The organism is Enterobacter sp. CP102 (genome assembly GCF_025152625.1).
Classification (GTDB): domain Bacteria; phylum Pseudomonadota; class Gammaproteobacteria; order Enterobacterales; family Enterobacteriaceae; genus Enterobacter; species Enterobacter soli.
Map to the genome: position 1 here is coordinate 2,574,160 of NZ_CP104014.1, position 19,243 is coordinate 2,593,402.

18 protein-coding genes are annotated in these 19,243 nt (G+C 51.9%); 6 read left to right on the forward strand and 12 right to left on the reverse strand.

The window, feature by feature from the left end; all coding sequences use genetic code 11:
* The first annotated feature begins 80 nt into the window (after nt 1-80).
* Both N1249_RS12170 and pdeR read left to right on the forward strand, forming a co-directional pair.
* On the forward strand, nt 81-2,015 hold the full coding sequence (locus N1249_RS12170; protein WP_259829593.1) for an exoribonuclease II: 1,935 nt from the start codon (nt 81-83) through the stop codon (nt 2,013-2,015).
* 324 nt (nt 2,016-2,339) lie between these two features.
* Nucleotides 2,340-4,331, forward strand: a complete 1,992-nt coding sequence (pdeR, locus tag N1249_RS12175) for a cyclic di-GMP phosphodiesterase (RefSeq protein WP_259829594.1) — start codon at nt 2,340-2,342, stop codon at nt 4,329-4,331.
* Here pdeR and N1249_RS12180 read toward each other — a convergent pair.
* Entirely contained in the window at nt 4,328-5,197 is an 870-nt protein-coding gene (locus N1249_RS12180; RefSeq protein ID WP_166715511.1) for a crotonase/enoyl-CoA hydratase family protein, read from the reverse strand. The genes pdeR and N1249_RS12180 overlap by 4 nt on opposite strands.
* Before the next feature lie 193 nt (nt 5,198-5,390).
* On the opposite strand from N1249_RS12180, the gene N1249_RS12185 reads away from it, so the two are divergent.
* The 3 genes from N1249_RS12185 (at nt 5,391) to osmB (ending at nt 6,853) form a co-directional block, all read left to right on the forward strand.
* Nucleotides 5,391-5,573 carry a hypothetical protein gene (locus N1249_RS12185; protein ID WP_014070489.1) on the forward strand — a complete coding sequence of 61 codons (183 nt, stop codon included), beginning with the start codon at nt 5,391-5,393 and terminating at the stop codon, nt 5,571-5,573.
* Between the two features lie 43 nt (nt 5,574-5,616).
* Nucleotides 5,617-6,369 (forward strand): DNA-binding transcriptional regulator YciT, encoded by a 753-nt coding sequence (locus N1249_RS12190; RefSeq protein ID WP_259829595.1) that lies wholly within the window; start codon nt 5,617-5,619, stop codon nt 6,367-6,369.
* A gap of 265 nt (nt 6,370-6,634) precedes the next feature.
* Nucleotides 6,635-6,853 (forward strand): osmotically-inducible lipoprotein OsmB, encoded by a 219-nt coding sequence (gene osmB / locus N1249_RS12195; protein WP_014070491.1) that lies wholly within the window; start codon nt 6,635-6,637, stop codon nt 6,851-6,853.
* Between the two features lie 105 nt (nt 6,854-6,958).
* Here osmB and yciH read toward each other — a convergent pair whose 3' ends face one another.
* The 5 genes from yciH to pgpB all read right to left on the reverse strand — a co-directional run bounded on the left by yciH (nt 6,959) and on the right by pgpB (nt 10,610).
* Nucleotides 6,959-7,285: a stress response translation initiation inhibitor YciH gene (gene yciH, locus N1249_RS12200; protein ID WP_259829596.1), complete on the reverse strand. Its 327-nt coding sequence runs from the start codon at nt 7,283-7,285 to the stop codon at nt 6,959-6,961.
* Nucleotides 7,285-8,022 (reverse strand): orotidine-5'-phosphate decarboxylase, encoded by a 738-nt coding sequence (gene pyrF / locus N1249_RS12205; RefSeq protein ID WP_259829597.1) that lies wholly within the window; start codon nt 8,020-8,022, stop codon nt 7,285-7,287. The genes yciH and pyrF overlap by 1 nt, the downstream gene beginning before the upstream one ends.
* A 187-nt stretch (nt 8,023-8,209) precedes the next feature.
* Nucleotides 8,210-9,379 (reverse strand): lipopolysaccharide assembly protein LapB, encoded by a 1,170-nt coding sequence (gene lapB, locus N1249_RS12210; protein WP_259829599.1) that lies wholly within the window; start codon nt 9,377-9,379, stop codon nt 8,210-8,212.
* A 6-nt stretch (nt 9,380-9,385) separates the two neighbouring features.
* Complete coding sequence (locus N1249_RS12215) at nt 9,386-9,694, reverse strand: LapA family protein (RefSeq protein WP_014070495.1); 309 nt, start codon at nt 9,692-9,694, stop codon at nt 9,386-9,388.
* Nucleotides 9,695-9,842: 148 nt separating this feature from the next.
* Complete coding sequence (pgpB, locus tag N1249_RS12220) at nt 9,843-10,610, reverse strand: phosphatidylglycerophosphatase B (RefSeq protein WP_259829600.1); 768 nt, start codon at nt 10,608-10,610, stop codon at nt 9,843-9,845.
* Between the two features lie 197 nt (nt 10,611-10,807).
* Here pgpB and ribA point away from each other — a divergent pair, with 197 nt between their 5' ends.
* Nucleotides 10,808-11,398: a GTP cyclohydrolase II gene (gene ribA / locus N1249_RS12225; protein WP_259829601.1), complete on the forward strand. Its 591-nt coding sequence runs from the start codon at nt 10,808-10,810 to the stop codon at nt 11,396-11,398.
* A 43-nt stretch (nt 11,399-11,441) separates the two neighbouring features.
* Here the strand turns inward: ribA and acnA are convergent, their stop codons facing one another.
* From acnA to topA, 6 genes are all read right to left on the reverse strand, one after another.
* Complete coding sequence (acnA, locus tag N1249_RS12230; RefSeq protein ID WP_259829602.1) at nt 11,442-14,117, reverse strand: aconitate hydratase AcnA; 2,676 nt, start codon at nt 14,115-14,117, stop codon at nt 11,442-11,444.
* 165 nt (nt 14,118-14,282) lie between these two features.
* Nucleotides 14,283-14,381 carry a small membrane protein YmiC gene (ymiC, locus tag N1249_RS12235; RefSeq protein WP_409193175.1) on the reverse strand — a complete coding sequence of 33 codons (99 nt, stop codon included), beginning with the start codon at nt 14,379-14,381 and terminating at the stop codon, nt 14,283-14,285.
* Nucleotides 14,382-14,519: 138 nt separating this feature from the next.
* Complete coding sequence (locus N1249_RS12240; RefSeq protein ID WP_259838285.1) at nt 14,520-14,654, reverse strand: hypothetical protein; 135 nt, start codon at nt 14,652-14,654, stop codon at nt 14,520-14,522.
* A 38-nt stretch (nt 14,655-14,692) separates the two neighbouring features.
* On the reverse strand, nt 14,693-14,833 hold the full coding sequence (locus N1249_RS12245) for a YmiA family putative membrane protein (protein WP_217186602.1): 141 nt from the start codon (nt 14,831-14,833) through the stop codon (nt 14,693-14,695).
* A 338-nt stretch (nt 14,834-15,171) separates the two neighbouring features.
* Nucleotides 15,172-16,146, reverse strand: a complete 975-nt coding sequence (gene cysB, locus N1249_RS12250) for an HTH-type transcriptional regulator CysB (protein WP_006175683.1) — start codon at nt 16,144-16,146, stop codon at nt 15,172-15,174.
* Between the two features lie 187 nt (nt 16,147-16,333).
* On the reverse strand, nt 16,334-18,931 hold the full coding sequence (gene topA, locus N1249_RS12255) for a type I DNA topoisomerase (protein ID WP_259829607.1): 2,598 nt from the start codon (nt 18,929-18,931) through the stop codon (nt 16,334-16,336).
* Between the last annotated feature and the right edge of the window lie 312 nt (nt 18,932-19,243).

Consider the following 19,243-nt stretch of genomic DNA (forward strand, 5'->3'; position numbering starts at 1 on the left):
ATTACCTAAAGAGCGCTTGCTGTAGCAGTGAGAATCGCGTAAAACTGTCAGCCGCTCAATGGCTACGAAAATAGAACATTATGTTTCAGGACAACCCGCTGCTAGCGCAGCTTAAACAGCAACTGCATTCCCAGACGCCGCGTGCAGAAGGGGTCGTAAAAGCCACGGAAAAGGGCTTTGGCTTCCTTGAAGTCGATGCGCAGAAAAGCTACTTCATTCCGCCTCCGCAGATGAAGAAAGTGATGCACGGCGACCGCGTCACGGCCGTTATTCATACAGAGAAAGAACGTGAGTCTGCCGAGCCGGAAGAACTGATCGAACCTTTCCTGACCCGTTTCGTGGGTAAGGTACATAAAAAAGACGACCGTCTGTCTATCGTACCGGACCATCCCCTGCTGAAAGATGCCATTCCGTGCCGCGCTGCACGTGGTGTTGAGCATGATTTTAAACAAGGTGACTGGGCCGTTGCTGAAATGCGCCGTCATCCTCTGAAAGGCGACCGCGGTTTTTATGCGGAACTGACCCAGTTCATTACCTTTGGCGACGATCATTTCGTCCCATGGTGGGTGACGCTGGCACGCCACAATCTTGAAAAAGAAGCGCCAGATGGCGTAGCAACCGAAATGCAGGACGAAGGTCTGGTACGTCGTGACCTGACTGCTCTGGATTTTGTCACCATCGACAGTGCCAGCACTGAAGATATGGATGATGCCCTGTTTGCTGAAGAGTCAACTGACGGCAAAATGCACCTGACCGTGGCGATTGCCGATCCAACGGCGTGGATCGTTGAAGGCAGCAAGCTGGACGATGCCGCGAAAATTCGCGCATTCACCAACTACCTGCCGGGCTTCAACATCCCGATGCTGCCACGCGAACTGTCTGACGATCTCTGCTCGCTGCGTGCGAACGAAATCCGTCCAGTGCTCGCCTGCCGCATGATCATTGCCGCTGACGGTACCATTGAAGACGATATCGAATTCTTTGCCGCCACCATCGAATCAAAAGCCAAACTGGCCTATGACGACGTTTCTGACTGGCTGGAAAACACCGGCAACTGGAACCCCGAAAGCGAGGCGATTGCCGCGCAGATCCGTTTGCTGCATCGCATCTGCCTGAGCCGTAGCGAATGGCGTACCACCCACGCGCTGGTATTTAAAGACCGTCCTGATTACCGCTTTGTTCTCGGTGAAAAAGGCGAAGTGCTGAATATCGTCGCAGAGCCGCGTCGTATCGCGAACCGCATTGTTGAAGAAGCCATGATTTCCGCCAATATTTGTGCCGCTCGTGTACTGCGCGACAAATTGGGCTTTGGCATTTACAACGTGCACACCGGTTTTGATCCGGCAAACACCGAAGCGCTGGCTGCCCTGCTGAAAAACCACGATGTACACGTTGATCCAGAAGAAGTGCTGACGCTGAACGGCTTCTGCAAACTGCGCCGCGAGCTGGATGCACAACCATCCGGTTTCCTGGACAGCCGTATTCGTCGCTTCCAGTCCTTCGCTGAAATCAGCACCGAGCCAGGGCCGCACTTTGGTCTGGGCCTTGAGGCTTACGCAACCTGGACTTCTCCAATCCGTAAGTATGGCGATATGGTTAACCATCGCCTGCTGAAAGCGATTATCAAAGGTGAATCCATTGCGCGTCCGCAGGACGATACCACGGTACAGATGGCGGAACGTCGTCGCCTGAACCGCATGGCTGAACGCGATGTCGGTGACTGGCTGTATGCGCGTTTCCTGAACGATAAAGCGGGTACTGACACCCGTTTCCCGGCGGAGATCATCGATATCAGCCGTGGTGGGATGCGTGTACGTCTAGTTGATAATGGCGCGGTTGCCTTTATTCCTGCCCCATTCCTGCACGCCGTCCGTGATGAGCTGGTCTGTAGCCAGGAGAATGGCTCTGTGCAAATCAAAGGCGAAACGGTTTATAAGGTCACAGACGTGATTGACGTGAACATCGCTGAAGTTCGCATGGAAACCCGTAGCATTATCGCTCGCCCTGTCGCCTGATAACTTATTAAAATGTCGGCTATTTCCTTTTGGGAAAGGCCGACATTTTCTTACCCCCCCTTAAACCGCCAAATCATCATTTTTTCTTATTATTTTCCTCTTCATACCGCCAAAACTTGCCAGAATTATCTACATTAAAAGAGAGCAGTCATATTCGGTTACGTGAATTTTTATACAGCACGTATCCTTTTGGGCGCGACTCGTTTTAATATAATAAAACTGGGAAAAACAATAAGTTCACTTCGGTTTTGCCGCTGTCTCACTACGGAAAAGTCGACTGCAATTGAATATTTTTTGCGCTAATGAGCAGCCGCAGGAGAAAATATGATGGATGATCTGGAGCAGAATTTGCTGTTTCGTTACATGGGTACGCACAGTCCCTGGTGGCGACTGACAGCCGATAGCAATGCTCTGCATCTTGCCACCAGCGAAAGTGCCGATGTTATTCAGGTCGTTGCACTGAGCGATGAGCAGGCCGATCTCATTCGTCAACTTACCGTTATCACCTCCAGCATTACGATGACGTTGTCACTGTATGGTGCTGATGTCCCTGTTCATTTAGTCGGCCGCAAGATCAATAAAAAAGAGTGGGCTGGCACAGCTTCGGCCTGGAACGATACCCCTTCTGTTGCCCGAGATCTGGTTCAGGGGCTCTCATTCGCAGAGCAGGTTGTCTCCGAAGCCAATTCCGTTATTGTCATCCTCGATCAAAACGGGAACATTCAGCGCTTCAACCGTCTTAGCGAAGAGTATACCGGCCTGAAAGAACAGGAAGTGATCGGCCAGAACGTCTTTAAGCTGTTCATGAGCCGCAGTGAAGCAGCCGCGTCAAAACGCAACATTACCGGTTTTTTTCGTAACGGCAGTTCCTACGAAGTTGAACGCTGGATCAAGACCCGCAAGGGACAAAGATTGTTTCTGTTCCGAAACAAATTTGTTCACAGCGGCAGCGGTAAGAATGAAATTTACCTTATCTGTTCAGGCACCGATATCACCGAGGAACGCCGCGCCCAGGAGCGCCTGCGCGTGCTGGCGAATACCGATACCATCACCGGGTTGCCAAACCGGAATGCCATCCACGAACTGATCTCCGATGCCATAGAGGCGCGAGGAGAAACCCAGGTCGGTGTGGTGTATCTCGACCTGGATAACTTCAAAAAAGTGAACGATGCCTACGGGCATATGTTTGGCGATCAGTTATTACAGGCGGTCGCGCTGGCGATCCTCAGTTGTCTGGAAGAAGGACAAATCCTCGCCCGTCTCGGTGGCGATGAATTTATTGTGCTGGCGACGGACACTTCGCAAGGTTCGCTGGAAGCGATGGCTTCGCGGATCCTCACCCGCTTACGCCAGCCATTCCGCATCGGGTTGATTGAGATTTATACCGGCTGTTCGCTGGGTATCGCCCTTGCGCCTCAGCACGGTATCGACCGTGAAAGCGTCATTCGTAACGCGGATACGGCAATGTATACCGCCAAAGAGAGCGGCCGCGGTAAGTTCTGCGTCTTCTCACCAGAGATGAATCAACGCGTATTCGAGTACCTCTGGCTTGATACCAACCTGCGTAAAGCGCTGGATAACGATCAACTGCTGATTCACTATCAGCCAAAAATGACCTGGCGGGGCGAAATCAGAAGCCTGGAAGCGCTGGTCCGCTGGCAGTCCCCGGAGCGCGGTCTGATCCCGCCGCTGGAGTTTATCTCCTATGCGGAAGAATCGGGGTTGATTGTCCCGCTTGGCCGCTGGGTTATGCTCGACGTGGTACGTCAGGTTGCCAAATGGCGCGATAAAGGCATTAATCTGCGCGTCGCGGTTAACGTCTCGGCGCGTCAGCTTGCCGATCAGACCATTTTCAGCGATTTAAAACAGGCGCTGAAGGATTTAAACTTTGAGTACTGCCCTATCGATGTGGAATTAACCGAAAGCTGCCTGATTGAAAATGAAGAGCTGGCGCTTTCGGTTATCCAGCAGTTCAGCCAGCTCGGGGCGCAAATCCACCTCGATGACTTTGGTACGGGGTACTCGTCGCTTTCGCAGTTGGCGCGCTTCCCAATCGATGCGATTAAACTCGATCAGTCATTCGTTCGGGATATTCACAAACAATCGATTTCACAATCGCTGGTGCGCGCGATCGTTGCGGTGGCGCAGGCGCTCAATTTACAGGTTATTGCGGAAGGGGTAGAAAGCGCGAAAGAAGACGCCTTTCTGACTAAGAACGGCGTCAACGAACGGCAGGGTTATCTCTTTGCTAAACCTATGCCCGCTGCCGCATTCGAGCGATGGCTAAAGCGTTATCAGGCGCGAAAAATGCGCTAACTGGCTTTGCGTAAACCCGCCGCGTGGTGGCGGTCCTGCAACATAACCAGACGCTCCATATAGGCAATATCTTTGGGCTCGAGGCAAAACGCAGCATCGACCCAATCTTCTGTAATGTCCATCAACTCGCTACGCGGAAGTTGCAGAACGCGCGTACGGGCGCGCAGCATTGCCCTTACTCCATTCATCTTCGGCTGTAATGTGTCGATAAACGTACGCACCGCCATATAGCTCTGTCCTGGCTCGAACAGGACATCCACTAACCCGTGCTGTTCGTACCACTCCGCAGTATGTGACTCCCCTTTGTAGATGAGTTCCTCTGCCAGTTTCATGCCTGAACGGCGGGCAACCAGCGAATACCCACCCATCCCGGGGAACAAGTTGAAGGCAATTTCAGGAAATCCCAAACGTGCATCGCGCTGGCCAAGAACAAAATGGTGTGCCAGGGCCGCCTCAAATCCGCCGCCTAAAGCGCTGCCTTCAACCATCGCCAGGGTGATGGCTCCGGTATCAAAACCGCGTGAGGCGGCGTGTACGCAATCGACGCAGGCACGGGCATAGGCGCGTAATGCTTCGCGGCGGCCGTTCTGGATGCACTCGACAAAGAACTTCAAATCGCCCCCCGTGTTGTACATATCAGGAACCAGCGACCCGGTGACCCAGAAATCGACAACAAAACCAGACTGCCGCACCAGCCAGGACAAGTTCATGATTTCTTCAATCAACGCATGGTTGAAGCAAGGCCGTGGCTGAGACCGTAACATCATCCAGACGGTGTGACGTTCCTCCTCATAATACGCAGCAAGTTGGGTAAAGCGTTCAGCATCAGTGAACAGTGTGCAAGTAGCTTGATTGATAACTGTCATAGTCTAATTCCTCATATAAAAAAGCGCCTTGCGCGCAGAATTAGCCTAATCCACACATTCAAATCACTGCATGAGGAGGGATAAATTTATCACTTTCATTTATGTAATTTCCTTATTGCATTTTTTCCCTTCTCTTTTGATCCTATTTTCTGCATCATTGAAAATATTAACTTTTCGCTCCAGGGGTGAAATTATGTCCAACATTGATGCACTGACCGTGGCACAACGTATTGATACTGTGCTGGATATCCTGGTTGCGGGCGATTATCACTCTGCTATCCGTAATCTTGAGATCTTAAAATCCGAATTGCTGGCACAGAATGGCGCCGACACCGCACCAGAAAGCGCGCAACCTAAAGCCCCGTGGGAAGTGTAACCACCACGTTTCCGACCTCGTTCAGCTTTTTTAAATGGATGCTATGAATTCCCGACAACAACTCATTTTACAGATGGTCATCGATCAGGGACGCGTGAGCGTGGTCGACCTCGCTAAAACCACTGGCGTATCTGAAGTCACCATCCGTCAGGATCTTAATCTGCTGGAAAAACAGAGTTACCTGCGCCGTGCGCACGGGTATGCCGTTCCGCTGGATAGCGAAGACGTCGAAACCCGCATGATGAACAACTATGCGCTGAAACGTGAACTGGCAGAGTTTGCCGCGTCGCTGGTGAATAACGGTGAGACTGTGTTTATCGAGAACGGCAGCAGTAACGCGCTACTGGCGCGTACGCTTGCCGACCAGAAAGACATTACTATCATCACCGTCAGCAGCTATATCGCTCACCTGCTTAAAGAAACCCGCTGCGAAGTGATTCTGCTCGGGGGGATTTATCAGAAAAAAAGCGAGAGTATGGTTGGGCCGCTGACCCGGCAATACGTTCAGCAGGTTCACTTCAGTAAAGCCTTTATCGGTATCGACGGCTGGCAGGCAGAGACAGGCTTTACCGGCCGGGACATGATGCGTTCGGATGTGGTTAACGCGGTACTTGAAAAAGAGTGTGAAGCCATTGTTCTTACCGACAGTTCAAAATTTGGTGCGGTTCACCCTTATATGATGGGGCCGATTTCCCGTTTCAGCCGCGTAATTACCGATGATCGGTTAAGTAATGAACATCGCCAGCAGCTCGAACAAACTGGCCTGACGGTCGATATTGTCAAACACCCCGCATAATATCTTTTCTGCGCCCAACTCTCCCGGGCGCAGGCAATTTCATCTCTGAGAGAATTCCTGGTCTCCATTTAAGACTTTTTACCTGTTTAACCGGCGTTAAAATCGTAAAATTAATATTAGCGATATAACAGGAAGTGACTATCACCTGCGTGATTACGTAACGCCTGCGCGACCAGCTTTCACGGGAAACGGAATTTAGGTATGCCAATGGTCTATACTTAAAGTGTATTTCTTTCCGTGAATCGATAATTCAGGAGAAAGTATTATGTCTTTAACCAGCAAAAAATTAACCGCAGCTGTTCTGGCTGTTGCTTTGGCAATGTCCCTGAGCGCATGTTCCAACTGGTCAAAACGCGACCGTAACACAGCCATTGGTGCCGGTGCCGGTGCACTTGGTGGTGCGGTCTTAACTGACGGTAGTACGCTGGGTACTTTAGGTGGTGCTGCTGTCGGCGGTATTATCGGTCACCAGGTGGGCAAATAATCTCCATAACGGCAACCACCGGTATAAAGATAATTTTGAATACATTTCAGGTCTGACTTACGCACGTAAAAATAGAGCCACGGTATTTTCCGTGGCTCACTTAATTTAACCGCCCGCCAGTTTTACTTTCATGCCTTTGGCTTCGAGCAGTGATTTAATTAAATCTCGTTTGTCGCCCTGAATTTCAATAATTCCGTCTTTCACCGCGCCACCGCATCCGCATTTCTTTTTAAGCTCGGCTGCCAGTTTCGCCAGTTCAGCATCGTCGGCATCAATGCCGGTAATCAGGCAAACACCTTTCCCCTTTCTGCCGCTGGTCTGACGCTGAATGCGCACCACACCATCGCCTTTCGGACGCTCTACCGCGGCCCTGGGTTCATCGATACGCCCTGTTTCGGTGGAATACACCAGGCGGCTGTTAGAATCGCTCATTACGCGCCCTTCTTCAGTGAGGCATTAATGGCCTTCAGCGTTTGAGCCGGGTCTGCCGATTGCGTTACAGGGCGACCGATAACCATATAGTCAACACCCGCCGCTAGCGCCTGTTCAGGCGTCATGATGCGGCGCTGATCGCCCACGTCACTTCCTGCCGGACGAATACCCGGCGTGACCAGTTTGAACGCCTGGCCCAGTTCTGATTTAAAGCGTACTGCTTCCTGCGCAGAACAAACTACACCGTCCAGACCACAGTTTTGTGTCAGGCGGGCAAGGCGTTCAGCGTGCTCAGCTGGTGACAATGTCACGCCAAGATCGCGCAGGTCGCTTTCGTCCATGCTGGTCAGAACCGTTACAGCAATCAGTAATGGTGCATCTTTGCCAAAAGGTAAAAGCGCTTCACGTGCGGCAGTCATCATTCGCGCCCCGCCCGACGCGTGGACGTTTACCATCCATACGCCCAGCTCAGCAGCCGCGGCAACGGCATGTGCCGTGGTGTTGGGGATATCGTGAAATTTCAGGTCGAGGAAGATCTCAAAGCCACGCTGTTGCAGATCATGCACAATTTGTGGCCCAAACAGCGTGAACATTTCTTTGCCGACTTTCAGGCGACAGTCACGTGGATCAATGCCATCGACGAAGGCAAGTGCAGCATCGCGGTTATTGTAATCGAGAGCAACAACAACAGGAGAATCAGTAACTACACGGGAAGCGGAGGAAGTAACAGACGTCATGACCAGCCCTTTTCGTCTATGGGCGCGCAGCGGCGCGGAACAGATAAACGGCCAGCATTCTACCTGTCAGCGCCACAAATGAACAGAATCGATTTCCTTTCCTGCCAGGCCAATGGTCGCACGTTGCCGCCAGAGTGAGAAACGCAGATCAGTATGTTGTAACTAAAATAATGTGTTTTAAAAAAAGCTACTGCCCATCCAGGCCGCGAATAGGTTTAATCGTGGACCAGGCGCGGCACGAAGGACAGTGCCAGTAGAGCGAATACGCGGTGAAACCACACTTCTGGCAGCGGTAGCGCGGCTTACTGCGCACCTGTTCACCCACCATATCGCGCAGCACCATCAGGCTCTCTTTGGCGCGACCTTCTTCCGCATCATTCAGGTGATAGTCCATCAGCTTATGGAAGACCCGCATCGTTGGATGACGCTGAAGCTGACGGGTGATATAAACCTGTGCAGTGTCGCTACCTTCATGCTGTTCAACAATGTCAGACAGCATCAGTTCGGCGGTTGCCCCGGTATTTTCTTCAACACAGCGACGCAGGAAAGTCACCCACTCATCCTGCTTATTCAGCTGCTGGTAGCAGGTTTGCAGCATTTCCAGCGTTTCGCTGACCAGCTCTTTATCCTGGTCAATCACCCGCAGCAGGCACTCCACGGCTTTGGCAAACTCGCCGTTTGCCATGAAGACGCGCCCCATCATGATGGAAATGCGCGCGCTGTTACGGTCGGCGGCAGCACCTTTTTTCAGCAATGTCATGGCTTTATCCATGTCATCGCTGCCCATCTGTTGCAATGCGAGTTCACAGTAGAAATGGGCTATTTCAACGCGCTGTTTGTCTTTGCCCAGCTTCACCAGACGTTCAGCGGTATCAATGGCCTTCTGCCAGTCGCTTGTCGCCTGGTAAATCTGCAACAGCTGCTGCAACGCGCTGATTCGAAAATCGGTTTCATCGACCAGTTGCGTAAACATATCTTCGGCGCGGTCGTACAGACCGGCGGCCATGTAGTCACGCCCCAGCTGCTGAACCGCGAGCAGGCGCTGATCGTACGTCAGCGATGCGCTTTCCATGAGGGTCTGGTGAATGCGGATAGCGCGGTCAACTTCGCCACGCGAGCGGAACAGGTTTCCGAGGGTGAGATGGGCTTCAACGGTACCGGTGTCCTCTTTAAGCATATCGAGGAACAGGTCTACCGCTTTATCCTGTTGGTTGCTCAGCAGGAAATTCACCCCCGCAACATAGTCACGGGAGAGTCGGTTTGCTTCATCCTGCTTTGTTTGTTGCGCACTTCTGCGGCCCATATACCAGCCATAGGCTGCGGCTACAGGCAAAAGCAGAAACAACAACTCCAGCATATTCGATTATTCCTTGGCTACCGGCACACCAGAACGCTCTGGAATGTCAGTCGCGGGCGCAATTTGAAGTTCAAGGCGTTTGATTTTACGTTCAGCGCGCGCAAGCGAAACACGAACTTTAAGCCAGAACAGACCGCAAACCAGCCAGCCGATGATAAACCCCGCAGCGAACAACACCGCGAGCAGGCTTGATACCCGGTACTCACCTTGGGCCAGCAGATAGTTAAACGTCACCTGTTGGTCGTTTTGCGCACCCAATGTGACCGAAATGACAAAAATCGCCAATACCAGTAAGAAAATGAGTAAATATTTCACATTACTTCCCGTTATGTGGTTCAAGCGAATAAAGTGTGTTCAACTTACCGCAATCAGCCTTATAAACTACCATTTTAGTGACGGGCGCGATACGGAAAAAGTAACGCGCCAGTATGGGATTTATGGGCTAAACGCAGAATATCAACCGTCAGACCCCGCTTTGCTCTCTTTCCGCGATTTCTTTCTTCTCTTCCGGCGGCGGCGTCAGCGGCCCACAGACTCTCTGGGCAAGCCAGGTAGCAAAGGTCACCAGCACCCAGGAGATCAGCGTGGCAACAACCAAATCACGTGGCCAGTGCATTCCCAGCAGCAGGCGGCTTCCCATCACGGCTGTCGCCCACACCAGCAGCACGGCTATCGTCACCATCCGGCGACGTGGCCAGAGTAATCCCACACCAAGTAACGCCCAGCTGGCAGCAAACATCGTATGCCCCGAAGGAAACGCGAAGCCAGCTTCTTTTTGCCAGTGCTTACGCAAAAATTTGGGAATATCCTGTTGTTCAGAAAGCTGCTCTTTGACCAGCTCGCCACGGTCTTTACGCTTTAAATTGTAGAACTCATCCACCGGGATATGGTGCGTTTTCTCCAGCCAGATAACGAACGGACGCGGCTCCTGCACATGGTCTTTCACCCAGGACTTCACCCCTTGCCCGACGACAATCGCCGCCGCAAGAATGGCAAATAGCATCACCGCCGGACGCAGGCGAAAACGCAGGCACCACAGGAACCACGCGCACAGCAGTACATGGGTAATGATCCCCCAGGGTTGAGAAACCGTTTCTGTTATCCAGTACAGCACTTTAAGCCACGCGGTATCCTGACCGGGCTGCCATGTCCAGCCGGAAATCCACACGGCCAGAGGCATGATAAGTAAGATGGCCGCACCTGCTGCCGTTCGTCGGGCAATTGAAAGCATGTCTTCTCCTTGTTCGCTAAGCGTCACAATCATAACTGAATTTCACCCGACAGGTGGATATGTCGGATCGTGCGTTTAACGTTCGTATAGCATGGTGGCGATTAGGCGAAGTTGCTGAGCTTGTGGCAAAATGAACAGATACAGAAAGCCAAACAGGCGAAAGACACGAAACGTGTCAGCATACTCTGGAGAATCACATGCAGCTTAAACGTGTGGCAGAAGCCAAACTGCCAACCCCATGGGGCGATTTCCTGATGGTGGGATTTGAAGAACTGGCAACCGGACAGGATCACGTCGCCTTAGTGTTTGGTGACATTTCAGGGCAGACGCCGGTGTTGTCTCGCGTCCATTCGGAGTGTCTGACGGGCGATGCCTTGTTCAGCCTGCGCTGCGACTGCGGTTTCCAGCTGGAAGCGGCCCTGACGCACATCGCGGAGGAAGGTCGTGGGGTTCTGCTCTATCACCGCCAGGAAGGCCGAAATATCGGTCTGCTGAATAAAATCCGCGCTTATGCCCTTCAGGATCAGGGTTACGATACGGTCGAAGCTAACCACCAGCTTGGTTTTGCCGCCGATGAGCGTGATTTCACCCTGTGTGCAGATATGTTCAAGCTACTGGGCGTGGATGAAGTACGTCTGCTGACGAACAACCCACGTAAAGTTGAGATCCTGACGGAAGCAGGTATCAACATTGTTGAGCGTGTACCGCTGATTGTGGGGCGTAACCCGAAAAATGCCCACTATCTCGACACCAAAGCCGCGAAAATGGGCCATCTGTTAAGCGAATAATTGCAGTAAGCCCGGCGCGATAATTCGCGCCGGGCACATTCTATCAATCCAGCATCTTACGGATCACATAGTGCAGGATGCCGTCGTTCTGGTAATACGTCAGCTCTGTAGCGGTATCAATACGACACCGGCAATCAAGCATTTCAGTTTTACCGTCCGCGCGCGTGAGTTTCACCGGCACCGTTTTACCCGGCTGAAGATTTTGCAATCCACTGATATCTATCTGCTCCTCCCCGGTCAGCCCAAGGGTTTTGCGCGTCACGCCCTGCGGGAACTCAAGCGGTAAAATCCCCATACCAATCAGATTCGAACGATGAATACGTTCAAACGACTCGGCAATAACCACCCGGACACCCAGCAAACGCGGCCCTTTTGCCGCCCAGTCACGGCTGGAGCCGGAACCGTACTCTTTACCGGCAATAACCGCGAGTGGGATCCCCGCCCGCTGATAACTGACTGCCGCATCATAAATCGACACCACTTCCGTTCCTGGCAGGTAGCGGGTCATCCCCCCTTCCACGCCCGGCACCATTTCATTGCGGATACGAATATTGGCAAACGTCCCGCGCATCATAACTTCATGGTTACCGCGACGTGAACCGTATGAGTTAAAGTCCCCGCGCTCCACACCGCGGCCTTGCAGATAGCGCCCTGCCGGACTGTCGGCTTTGATGCTGCCTGCCGGAGATATATGGTCAGTGGTCACAGAGTCGCCCAGCATGGCCAGCACGCGTGCGCCCTGGATATCTTTCAGCGGTGCGGGCTGAGCCTGCATCTCATCAAAGAAAGGTGACAGGCGAATATAAGTCGAATCATCCTGCCAGGCGTAGGTGTCAGATCCCTCGACCGCAATGGTTTTCCACTCTGGCGTACCTTCAAACACTTCCGAGTACTCTTTATGGAACATTTCGGTAGAAACCTGCTCAACCGCACGCGCAATTTCCTGCGATGTCGGCCAGATATCTTTGAGGTAAACCGGCTGGTGATTACGGTCTTGCCCAATCGGGTCGGAAACCAGATTGACGTTCATGTTGCCGGCCAGCGCATAGGCTACAACCAATGGCGGTGATGCCAGCCAGTTCGTTTTCACCAGCGGATGGATACGGCCTTCAAAATTGCGGTTACCGGACAAAACAGCGCCGACCGTCAGATCGCCCTGTTTAATCGCCTGTTCGATAGGCTCAGGCAAAGGCCCTGAGTTCCCAATACAGGTGGTACATCCGTACCCCACAAGATTAAACCCAAGCTCGTCCAGATACGGTGTGAGTTTTGCCTTTGCCAGATAATCGGATACCACTTTCGACCCCGGAGCCAGCGACGCTTTGACCCACGGCTGAGGTTTTAACCCAAGCTCGACGGCTTTTTTCGCCAGCAGGCCTGCTGCCATCAGTACGCTCGGGTTAGAGGTATTGGTACAGGAGGTAATCGCCGCAATGACCACCGCACCTTCCGGCAACTGCCAGGTTTGCCCGTTCAGCACATAATCGACCGGGCGATGATCTTTTTGCGCCGCGTTAAGTTCCAGTTCGTTACTGGCCACAAAGGCTTTGGGGACGTTTTGTAGCGCCACCCGATCCTGCGGACGTTTTGGTCCTGCGAGGCTTGCCTCAACGGTGCCCATATCAAGCTCCAGAGTGCTGGTAAAGACCGGCTCATCACCCGGATTACGCCACATGCCCTGCGCTTTGGTGTACGCCTCTACGAGCGCCACCTGCTCTTCTGTACGCCCACTCAGGCGTAAATAGTCCAGCGTTACATCATCGACCGGGAAAAAGCCGCAGGTTGCACCATACTCTGGCGACATATTGGCAATAGTGGCGCGGTCCGCAAGCGGGAGTGAATCAAGGCCATCACCGTAGAACTCAACAAATTTACCCACCACACCATGCTGGCGCAGCATCTGGGTGACGGTCAGCACCAGGTCAGTGGCAGTAATGCCTTCAGAGAGCTTGCCGTTGAGTTTAAAACCCACGACATCGGGTATCAGCATTGAAACCGGCTGCCCGAGCATCGCGGCTTCGGCTTCAATCCCCCCCACGCCCCAGCCCAGCACGCCGAGGCCATTAATCATGGTGGTATGGGAATCGGTGCCCACCAGCGTGTCAGGATAAGCGACCCACTCTTTACCCTGTAATTCGCTCCAGACAGCTTTCCCCAGATATTCGAGGTTAACCTGGTGGCAAATACCGGTGCCGGGTGGCACGACGCTGAACCGACTGAACGCCTGTTGTCCCCACTTCAGAAAGACATAGCGTTCGTGATTGCGCTCCATCTCCAGACGCACGTTCTCATCGAACGCGTCTTCGTCACCAAAGCGGTCGACGGTGACGGAGTGGTCTATAACCAGATCCACCGGGGAGAGCGGGTTGACTTTGGCCGTGTCACCCCCGAGACGTTTTACGGCTTCCCGCATGGCGGCTAAATCCACCACGGCAGGTACGCCCGTGAAGTCCTGCATCAGCACCCTGGCGGGTCGGTAGGCAATTTCCCGGTCCGCATGGGCATGTTTTAACCATCCGGCCAGCGCGTGAATATCATCAGCAGTGACAGAATCACCATCCTGCCAGCGTAAGAGGTTTTCCAGTAAAACTTTCAGCGACTTGGGTAACCGCGAAATGTCCCCAAGGCTTTTGGCAGCCAGCGGCAAACTGTAGTAATGCCAGGTTTTGTTTTCTGCCTGTAACGTGTCCTTACTGGCTTCGCGTAGGGTTAACGACATAAGCTCCTCCTTAATTACAGAGATACCCTGATTAACTCCAGGGCCGTAATTAAAGATAACACATGGTGGATGTAACGTTTTGATAACAACCCAAATTGATAAATTCTTACGGGCGAAGACGGCGGGTATAAAACAAAAAACCCCGCCGTAGCGAGGTTTTATCAATTAGAAGAAGGTCAGCCAGACAAGCTGACACCAGAAGAGAATCGACAGCGAAAAAACGCCTATCCACGACCAGTATTTGAGATTTGTCACGTTATTCATCATAGCAACACCAGACTTTATTAATTAGCGATCCTGAGTTAGTTCCTCAGTACAATATTGCTGATGTGTATTTATAAAAGAGTACAAAAGCGCAGAGACATTCTTCAGACTATTCGCGTAATAACGCTCAAAACTACATTATTGTTTTTTAGTTTCGTCTTCAGCGAAGACATCAATAAAGGCCTTCTGCTGCGGTGTGAGTTTCCATGAGACTGGAACACTGGTAGCCGGCTCTTTACGCGCTTTGTGGCTACTGTCACGATGCTGACTCATCTGTTTGACCGATTCTGTACGTACCGTCACTGTCATAGTTAACCCCAATATTTCCAGGCAAGGAGAGCAACCACCACCCAAAACAGGGCAGAGACAACAAAGACCGTCATCCAGGCTTTGCGTTTAAGCGCAGGGTCCCTTTGCGGTTCTTCACTTCCTGACGGCATTGCTAACCTCATACAATCGACATCGCTTATCATTTTGATACCAAACAATTGGTACAAGTAATTATCAGTTGAGATAAATCCTAAAGAAACTTTCGCTGAAAAGCCAGTGAATTTACGCTGTGGCAGAGGTTAAATATTCAATCTTTTGACCAGAAATAAATAATTGAAAAGAATTATTTGCGCAGTCGGAATTTACTTTCTACTTTTGTCGCAAATTTGCGACAGTAAAACCTTATAAATAAAATGGGTTATGACATTATATGTCAGCGAAGTGCAGATGATGATAATTCTGATTTAGGTTTAAGCGGATATATCGGTATCTTTCCGTAATGGAAAGATACCGGGAGTGATTATTTGGCAGGAAGCTTAATGTCTTTAAACATCTCTTCGATGTCTTCATTGGAACGCAGAGCTACGGCGGTATCTACGACATCGCGCGTTAAATGCGGCGCAAAGCGCTGAATAAAATCATACATATAGCTGCGCAGGAAGGTGCTACGGCGGAAACCAATTTTGGTTGTGCTATGGCTGAAAATATCATGCGCATCAAGACGGACTAAATCCGGGTCGGATACCGGATCAACCGCCATGCTGGCAATGACCCCTACCCCAAGCCCCAGCCGGACATAGGTTTTAATCACGTCTGCGTCTGTTGCAGTAAAGACAATCCGCGGCGTTAAACCTGCACGGTTAAAGGCGGTGTCCAGCTCAGAACGGCCAGTGAACCCGAAGGTATAGGTTACCAGCGGGTATTGCGCCAGCTCTTCAATGGTCACCGAACCTTTCCCGGCCAGCGGGTGATCGGGCGTAACCACAATCGAGCGGTTCCAGTGATAGCACGGCAGCATCACCAGGTCGTCGTACAGATGCAGCGCTTCTGTGGCAATGGCGAAATCTGCGTTGCCCTTGGATACCGCTTCAGCGATTTGCGTCGGTGAGCCCTGATGCATATGCAAAGATACGCGCGGGTAACGTTCGATAAAGCCCTTAATCACCCCAGGCAGGGCGTAACGCGCCTGAGTATGGGTGGTGGCAATGTACAACGAGCCTTTGTCAGGCCAGGTGTGCTCTCCTGCCACCGATTTAATCGCATCGACTTTAGAAAGCACCTCACGGGCGATACGGATTATCTCCTGCCCCGCAGGCGTAACCTGAGTGAGGTGTTTACCACTACGGGCAAAGATCTGAATACCGAGCTCATCCTCCAGCATTCGAACTTGCTTACTGATGCCGGGTTGAGAGGTATAAAGACCTTCAGCGGTAGAAGAGACGTTAAGGTTGTGATTTACCACCTCAACGATATAGCGAAGCTGCTGTAGTTTCATGCCAGACCATCCGATTTAGCGCACGCGGTCAATCGCTTAAGACGATTTGATAATAAGAAAAGGGTTAACTATAACCACTATATCATTTATAGCCTGACTGTATAGTACGGAACAAAAAATAATAACGACGTAATAAAAAAGGGCCGGAAGACCGGCCCTTTTACAGGTAAGTTACAGTAAGTGCAGATTATTTTTTGCCTTCAGCCCATTTGCCGTCAACATAGAAGGCCGACCAGCCGGTCGCTTTACCCTCTTTCTCAGCGGCAACATACTGCTGTTTGGTTTTACGGCTAAAACGCACAACTGTCTTGTTACCTTCTGGATCCTGCTGCGGCGCATCGGCCAGATAACGCAGTTTCTCCGGCAGACGATCGCGGAAGCGATACAGCTCTTCCACCAGCGGCGCACGTGTTTCACGCGATTTCGGGAAGGTATTGGCGGCCAGGAAGACCCCGGCGGCGCCGTCGCGCAGCACGAAGTAAGCGTCTGATTTCTCACACGGCAACTCTGGCAGCGGAACCGGATCTTCCTTCGGCGGTGCAACTTCACCGTTACGCAGGATCTTACGGGTGTTCTTACATTCGTCGTTGGTACAAGCCATGTATTTACCAAAACGTCCCATTTTCAGGTGCATTTCGGAGCCACATTTTTCACACTCAACGATTGGGCCGTCGTAGCCCTTAATGCGGAACTCGCCCTCTTCGATCTCATACCCATCACAGGTTGGGTTATTACCGCAGACGTGCAGTTTGCGTTTAGGATCGATGAGATAGCTGTCCATCGCAGTGCCACATTTCTTACAACGACGCTTCGCACGCAAGGCGTTTGTTTCGGCATCGTCGCCTTCAAGAATGTTGAGCACTTCGTTCTCTGGCACCAGGTTAATGGTGGTTTTGCAACGCTCTTTCGGTGAAAGCGCGTAGCCAGAACAGCCCAGGAAGACGCCGGTCGTAGCAGTACGAATACCCATTTTACGGCCGCAGGTTGGGCAGTCGATACTGGTCAGCACCATCTGATTAGGCAGCATCCCGCCTTCTTCCGGATCTTTCTCGGCTTTATCCAGTTGATGGGTAAAGTCGCTAAAGAAGCTGTCGAGTACCTTTTTCCACTCAGCCTGATGGCTGGCAACCTGGTCAAGGCTGTCTTCCATCTGCGCGGTGAAATCGTAGTTCATCAGCTCACGGAAGTTAGCTTCCAGACGGTCGGTAACAATCTCACCCATTTTTTCCGCGTAGAAACGACGGCTTTCAACGCGAACGTAACCGCGATCCTGAATAGTCGAGATAATTGACGCGTACGTTGACGGACGGCCAATGCCACGTTTTTCCAGCTCTTTAACCAGTGACGCTTCACTGAATCGCGCAGGCGGTTTGGTGAAGTGTTGTGCCGGTACCAGGTCGACCAGAGACAGCGCGTCGCCCTTGTTTACTGCAGGCAGGGTTCTGTCTTCATCGCCTTTACGCAGCGCAGGCATCACTTTTGTCCAGCCGTCAAAACGCAGGATGCGTCCACGCGCTTTCAGGCGGAAATCACCTGCACCGACGGTCAGTGTGGTGGAGTCGTACTGGGCTGGCGTCATCTGGCACGCCACAAACTGACGCCAGATCAGCTGATACAGCTTCTGCGCGTCGGCTTCCATATCTTTCAGCGATTCAGCCAACACAGAGACATCAGAAGGACGAATCGCTTCGTGCGCTTCCTGAGAATTCTCTTTGCTGGCGAACTGGTTAGCACTTTCTGGCAGGTATTTTTTGCCAAAGTTGTCGCTGATATAACCGCGCACCATGTTGACGGCATCCTGGCTCAGGTTGGTTGAGTCAGTACGCATATAGGTGATGTAGCCCGCTTCATACAAGCGCTGCGCCATCATCATGGTTTTCTTCACGCCATAGCCCAGACGCGTGCTCGCCGCCTGTTGCAATGTGGACGTAATAAAAGGCGCGCCAGGCTTACTGCTGGTCGGTTTATCTTCGCGCTCCAGGACCTGATAGCGTGCTTTTTCCAGCAACGCGACGGCAGCCATTGTCTGCTCGCGATTTTCAGGACGGAACGGTTTGTCGTTCTGATGGCTTACCTGCAACGGCAGCGCGTCACCGCCTGGTGTGGTGACGTTGGCGTCTACTTCCCAGTACTCTTCTGGTACAAACGCTTTGATTTCGCGCTCGCGTTCAACAACCAGGCGTACTGCTACGGACTGAACGCGCCCTGCTGACAGGCCACGGGCAATCTTTTTCCACAGAAGCGGAGAAACCATATAGCCCACAACACGGTCCATAAAGCGACGTGCTTGCTGAGCATTTACGCGGTCGATATTCAGCTCACCTGGCTTTTCAAACGCCTGGCGAATCGCATTTTTCGTAATTTCGTTAAACACTACACGGCTGTAGCGTTTGTCGTCGCCACCGATCACTTCCCGCAGGTGCCATGCAATGGCTTCCCCTTCGCGGTCAAGGTCGGTTGCGAGATAGATGTGGTCAGCTTTTTCAGCGAGCTGCTTCAGCTCATTAACGACCTTTTCTTTTCCTGGCAGCACTTCATATTGTGCATCCCAGTTGTGCCACGGGTTAACACCCATGCGGTTGACAAGCGCGCTACGTTCATCCTTTTTAGGCTTTTTAGCCCCTTTGGTGGAGGTAGAGTCTGCGCTCTTTTTGCTGGCTGAGCCACTGGTCGGCAAATCGCGGATATGACCAACGCTGGATTTAACCACGTAGTCATTACCCAGATACTTATTGATCGTTTTGGCTTTTGCCGGGGACTCAACGATGACGAGAGCTTTACCCATATTCACCTTTACCTAATTTAATTCTTCCAGGAATACGCCGCACGTTGATATCCCTTCCGCTGACGACGAGCTCTTGATATTGAGACTGCGTCAGGGGATATCAACCCCTTTGTCTTAACCTGCGCCAGAAAGATGACGTCCAGGTGATTGAGTTATCGGGTATTTTTCTCAGATAGACGTTAATTCGTGACGAATTCCCGCTCGAATGTCAAGCAATTCTGTTGCCAGAATGACGAAAGCGCACACTGTACCTGATAAAATTCGTTACGCAACTTTATTAGCATGTAATGGCGATTCCCGCCAGCCGCCACA

Excerpts from the sequence above, each read along its gene's own strand:
- ymiC (WP_409193175.1), bottom strand. The coding sequence starts at position 14,381 with ATGAATAACGTGACAAATCTCAAATACTGGTCGTGGATAGGCGTTTTT.
- osmB (WP_014070491.1), top strand. The coding sequence starts at position 6,635 with ATGTCTTTAACCAGCAAAAAATTAACCGCAGCTGTTCTGGCTGTTGCT.
- lapB (WP_259829599.1), bottom strand. The coding sequence starts at position 9,379 with ATGCTGGAGTTGTTGTTTCTGCTTTTGCCTGTAGCCGCAGCCTATGGC.
- cysB (WP_006175683.1), bottom strand. The coding sequence starts at position 16,146 with ATGAAACTACAGCAGCTTCGCTATATCGTTGAGGTGGTAAATCACAAC.
- N1249_RS12170 (WP_259829593.1), top strand. The coding sequence starts at position 81 with ATGTTTCAGGACAACCCGCTGCTAGCGCAGCTTAAACAGCAACTGCAT.
- pyrF (WP_259829597.1), bottom strand. The coding sequence starts at position 8,022 with ATGACGTCTGTTACTTCCTCCGCTTCCCGTGTAGTTACTGATTCTCCT.
- acnA (WP_259829602.1), bottom strand. The coding sequence starts at position 14,117 with ATGTCGTTAACCCTACGCGAAGCCAGTAAGGACACGTTACAGGCAGAA.
- N1249_RS12185 (WP_014070489.1), top strand. The coding sequence starts at position 5,391 with ATGTCCAACATTGATGCACTGACCGTGGCACAACGTATTGATACTGTG.
- N1249_RS12240 (WP_259838285.1), bottom strand. The coding sequence starts at position 14,654 with ATGAGTCAGCATCGTGACAGTAGCCACAAAGCGCGTAAAGAGCCGGCT.
- pgpB (WP_259829600.1), bottom strand. The coding sequence starts at position 10,610 with ATGCTTTCAATTGCCCGACGAACGGCAGCAGGTGCGGCCATCTTACTT.
- yciH (WP_259829596.1), bottom strand. The coding sequence starts at position 7,285 with ATGAGCGATTCTAACAGCCGCCTGGTGTATTCCACCGAAACAGGGCGT.
- topA (WP_259829607.1), bottom strand. The coding sequence starts at position 18,931 with ATGGGTAAAGCTCTCGTCATCGTTGAGTCCCCGGCAAAAGCCAAAACG.
- N1249_RS12190 (WP_259829595.1), top strand. The coding sequence starts at position 5,617 with ATGAATTCCCGACAACAACTCATTTTACAGATGGTCATCGATCAGGGA.
- pdeR (WP_259829594.1), top strand. The coding sequence starts at position 2,340 with ATGATGGATGATCTGGAGCAGAATTTGCTGTTTCGTTACATGGGTACG.
- N1249_RS12180 (WP_166715511.1), bottom strand. The coding sequence starts at position 5,197 with ATGACAGTTATCAATCAAGCTACTTGCACACTGTTCACTGATGCTGAA.
- N1249_RS12245 (WP_217186602.1), bottom strand. The coding sequence starts at position 14,833 with ATGAGGTTAGCAATGCCGTCAGGAAGTGAAGAACCGCAAAGGGACCCT.
- ribA (WP_259829601.1), top strand. The coding sequence starts at position 10,808 with ATGCAGCTTAAACGTGTGGCAGAAGCCAAACTGCCAACCCCATGGGGC.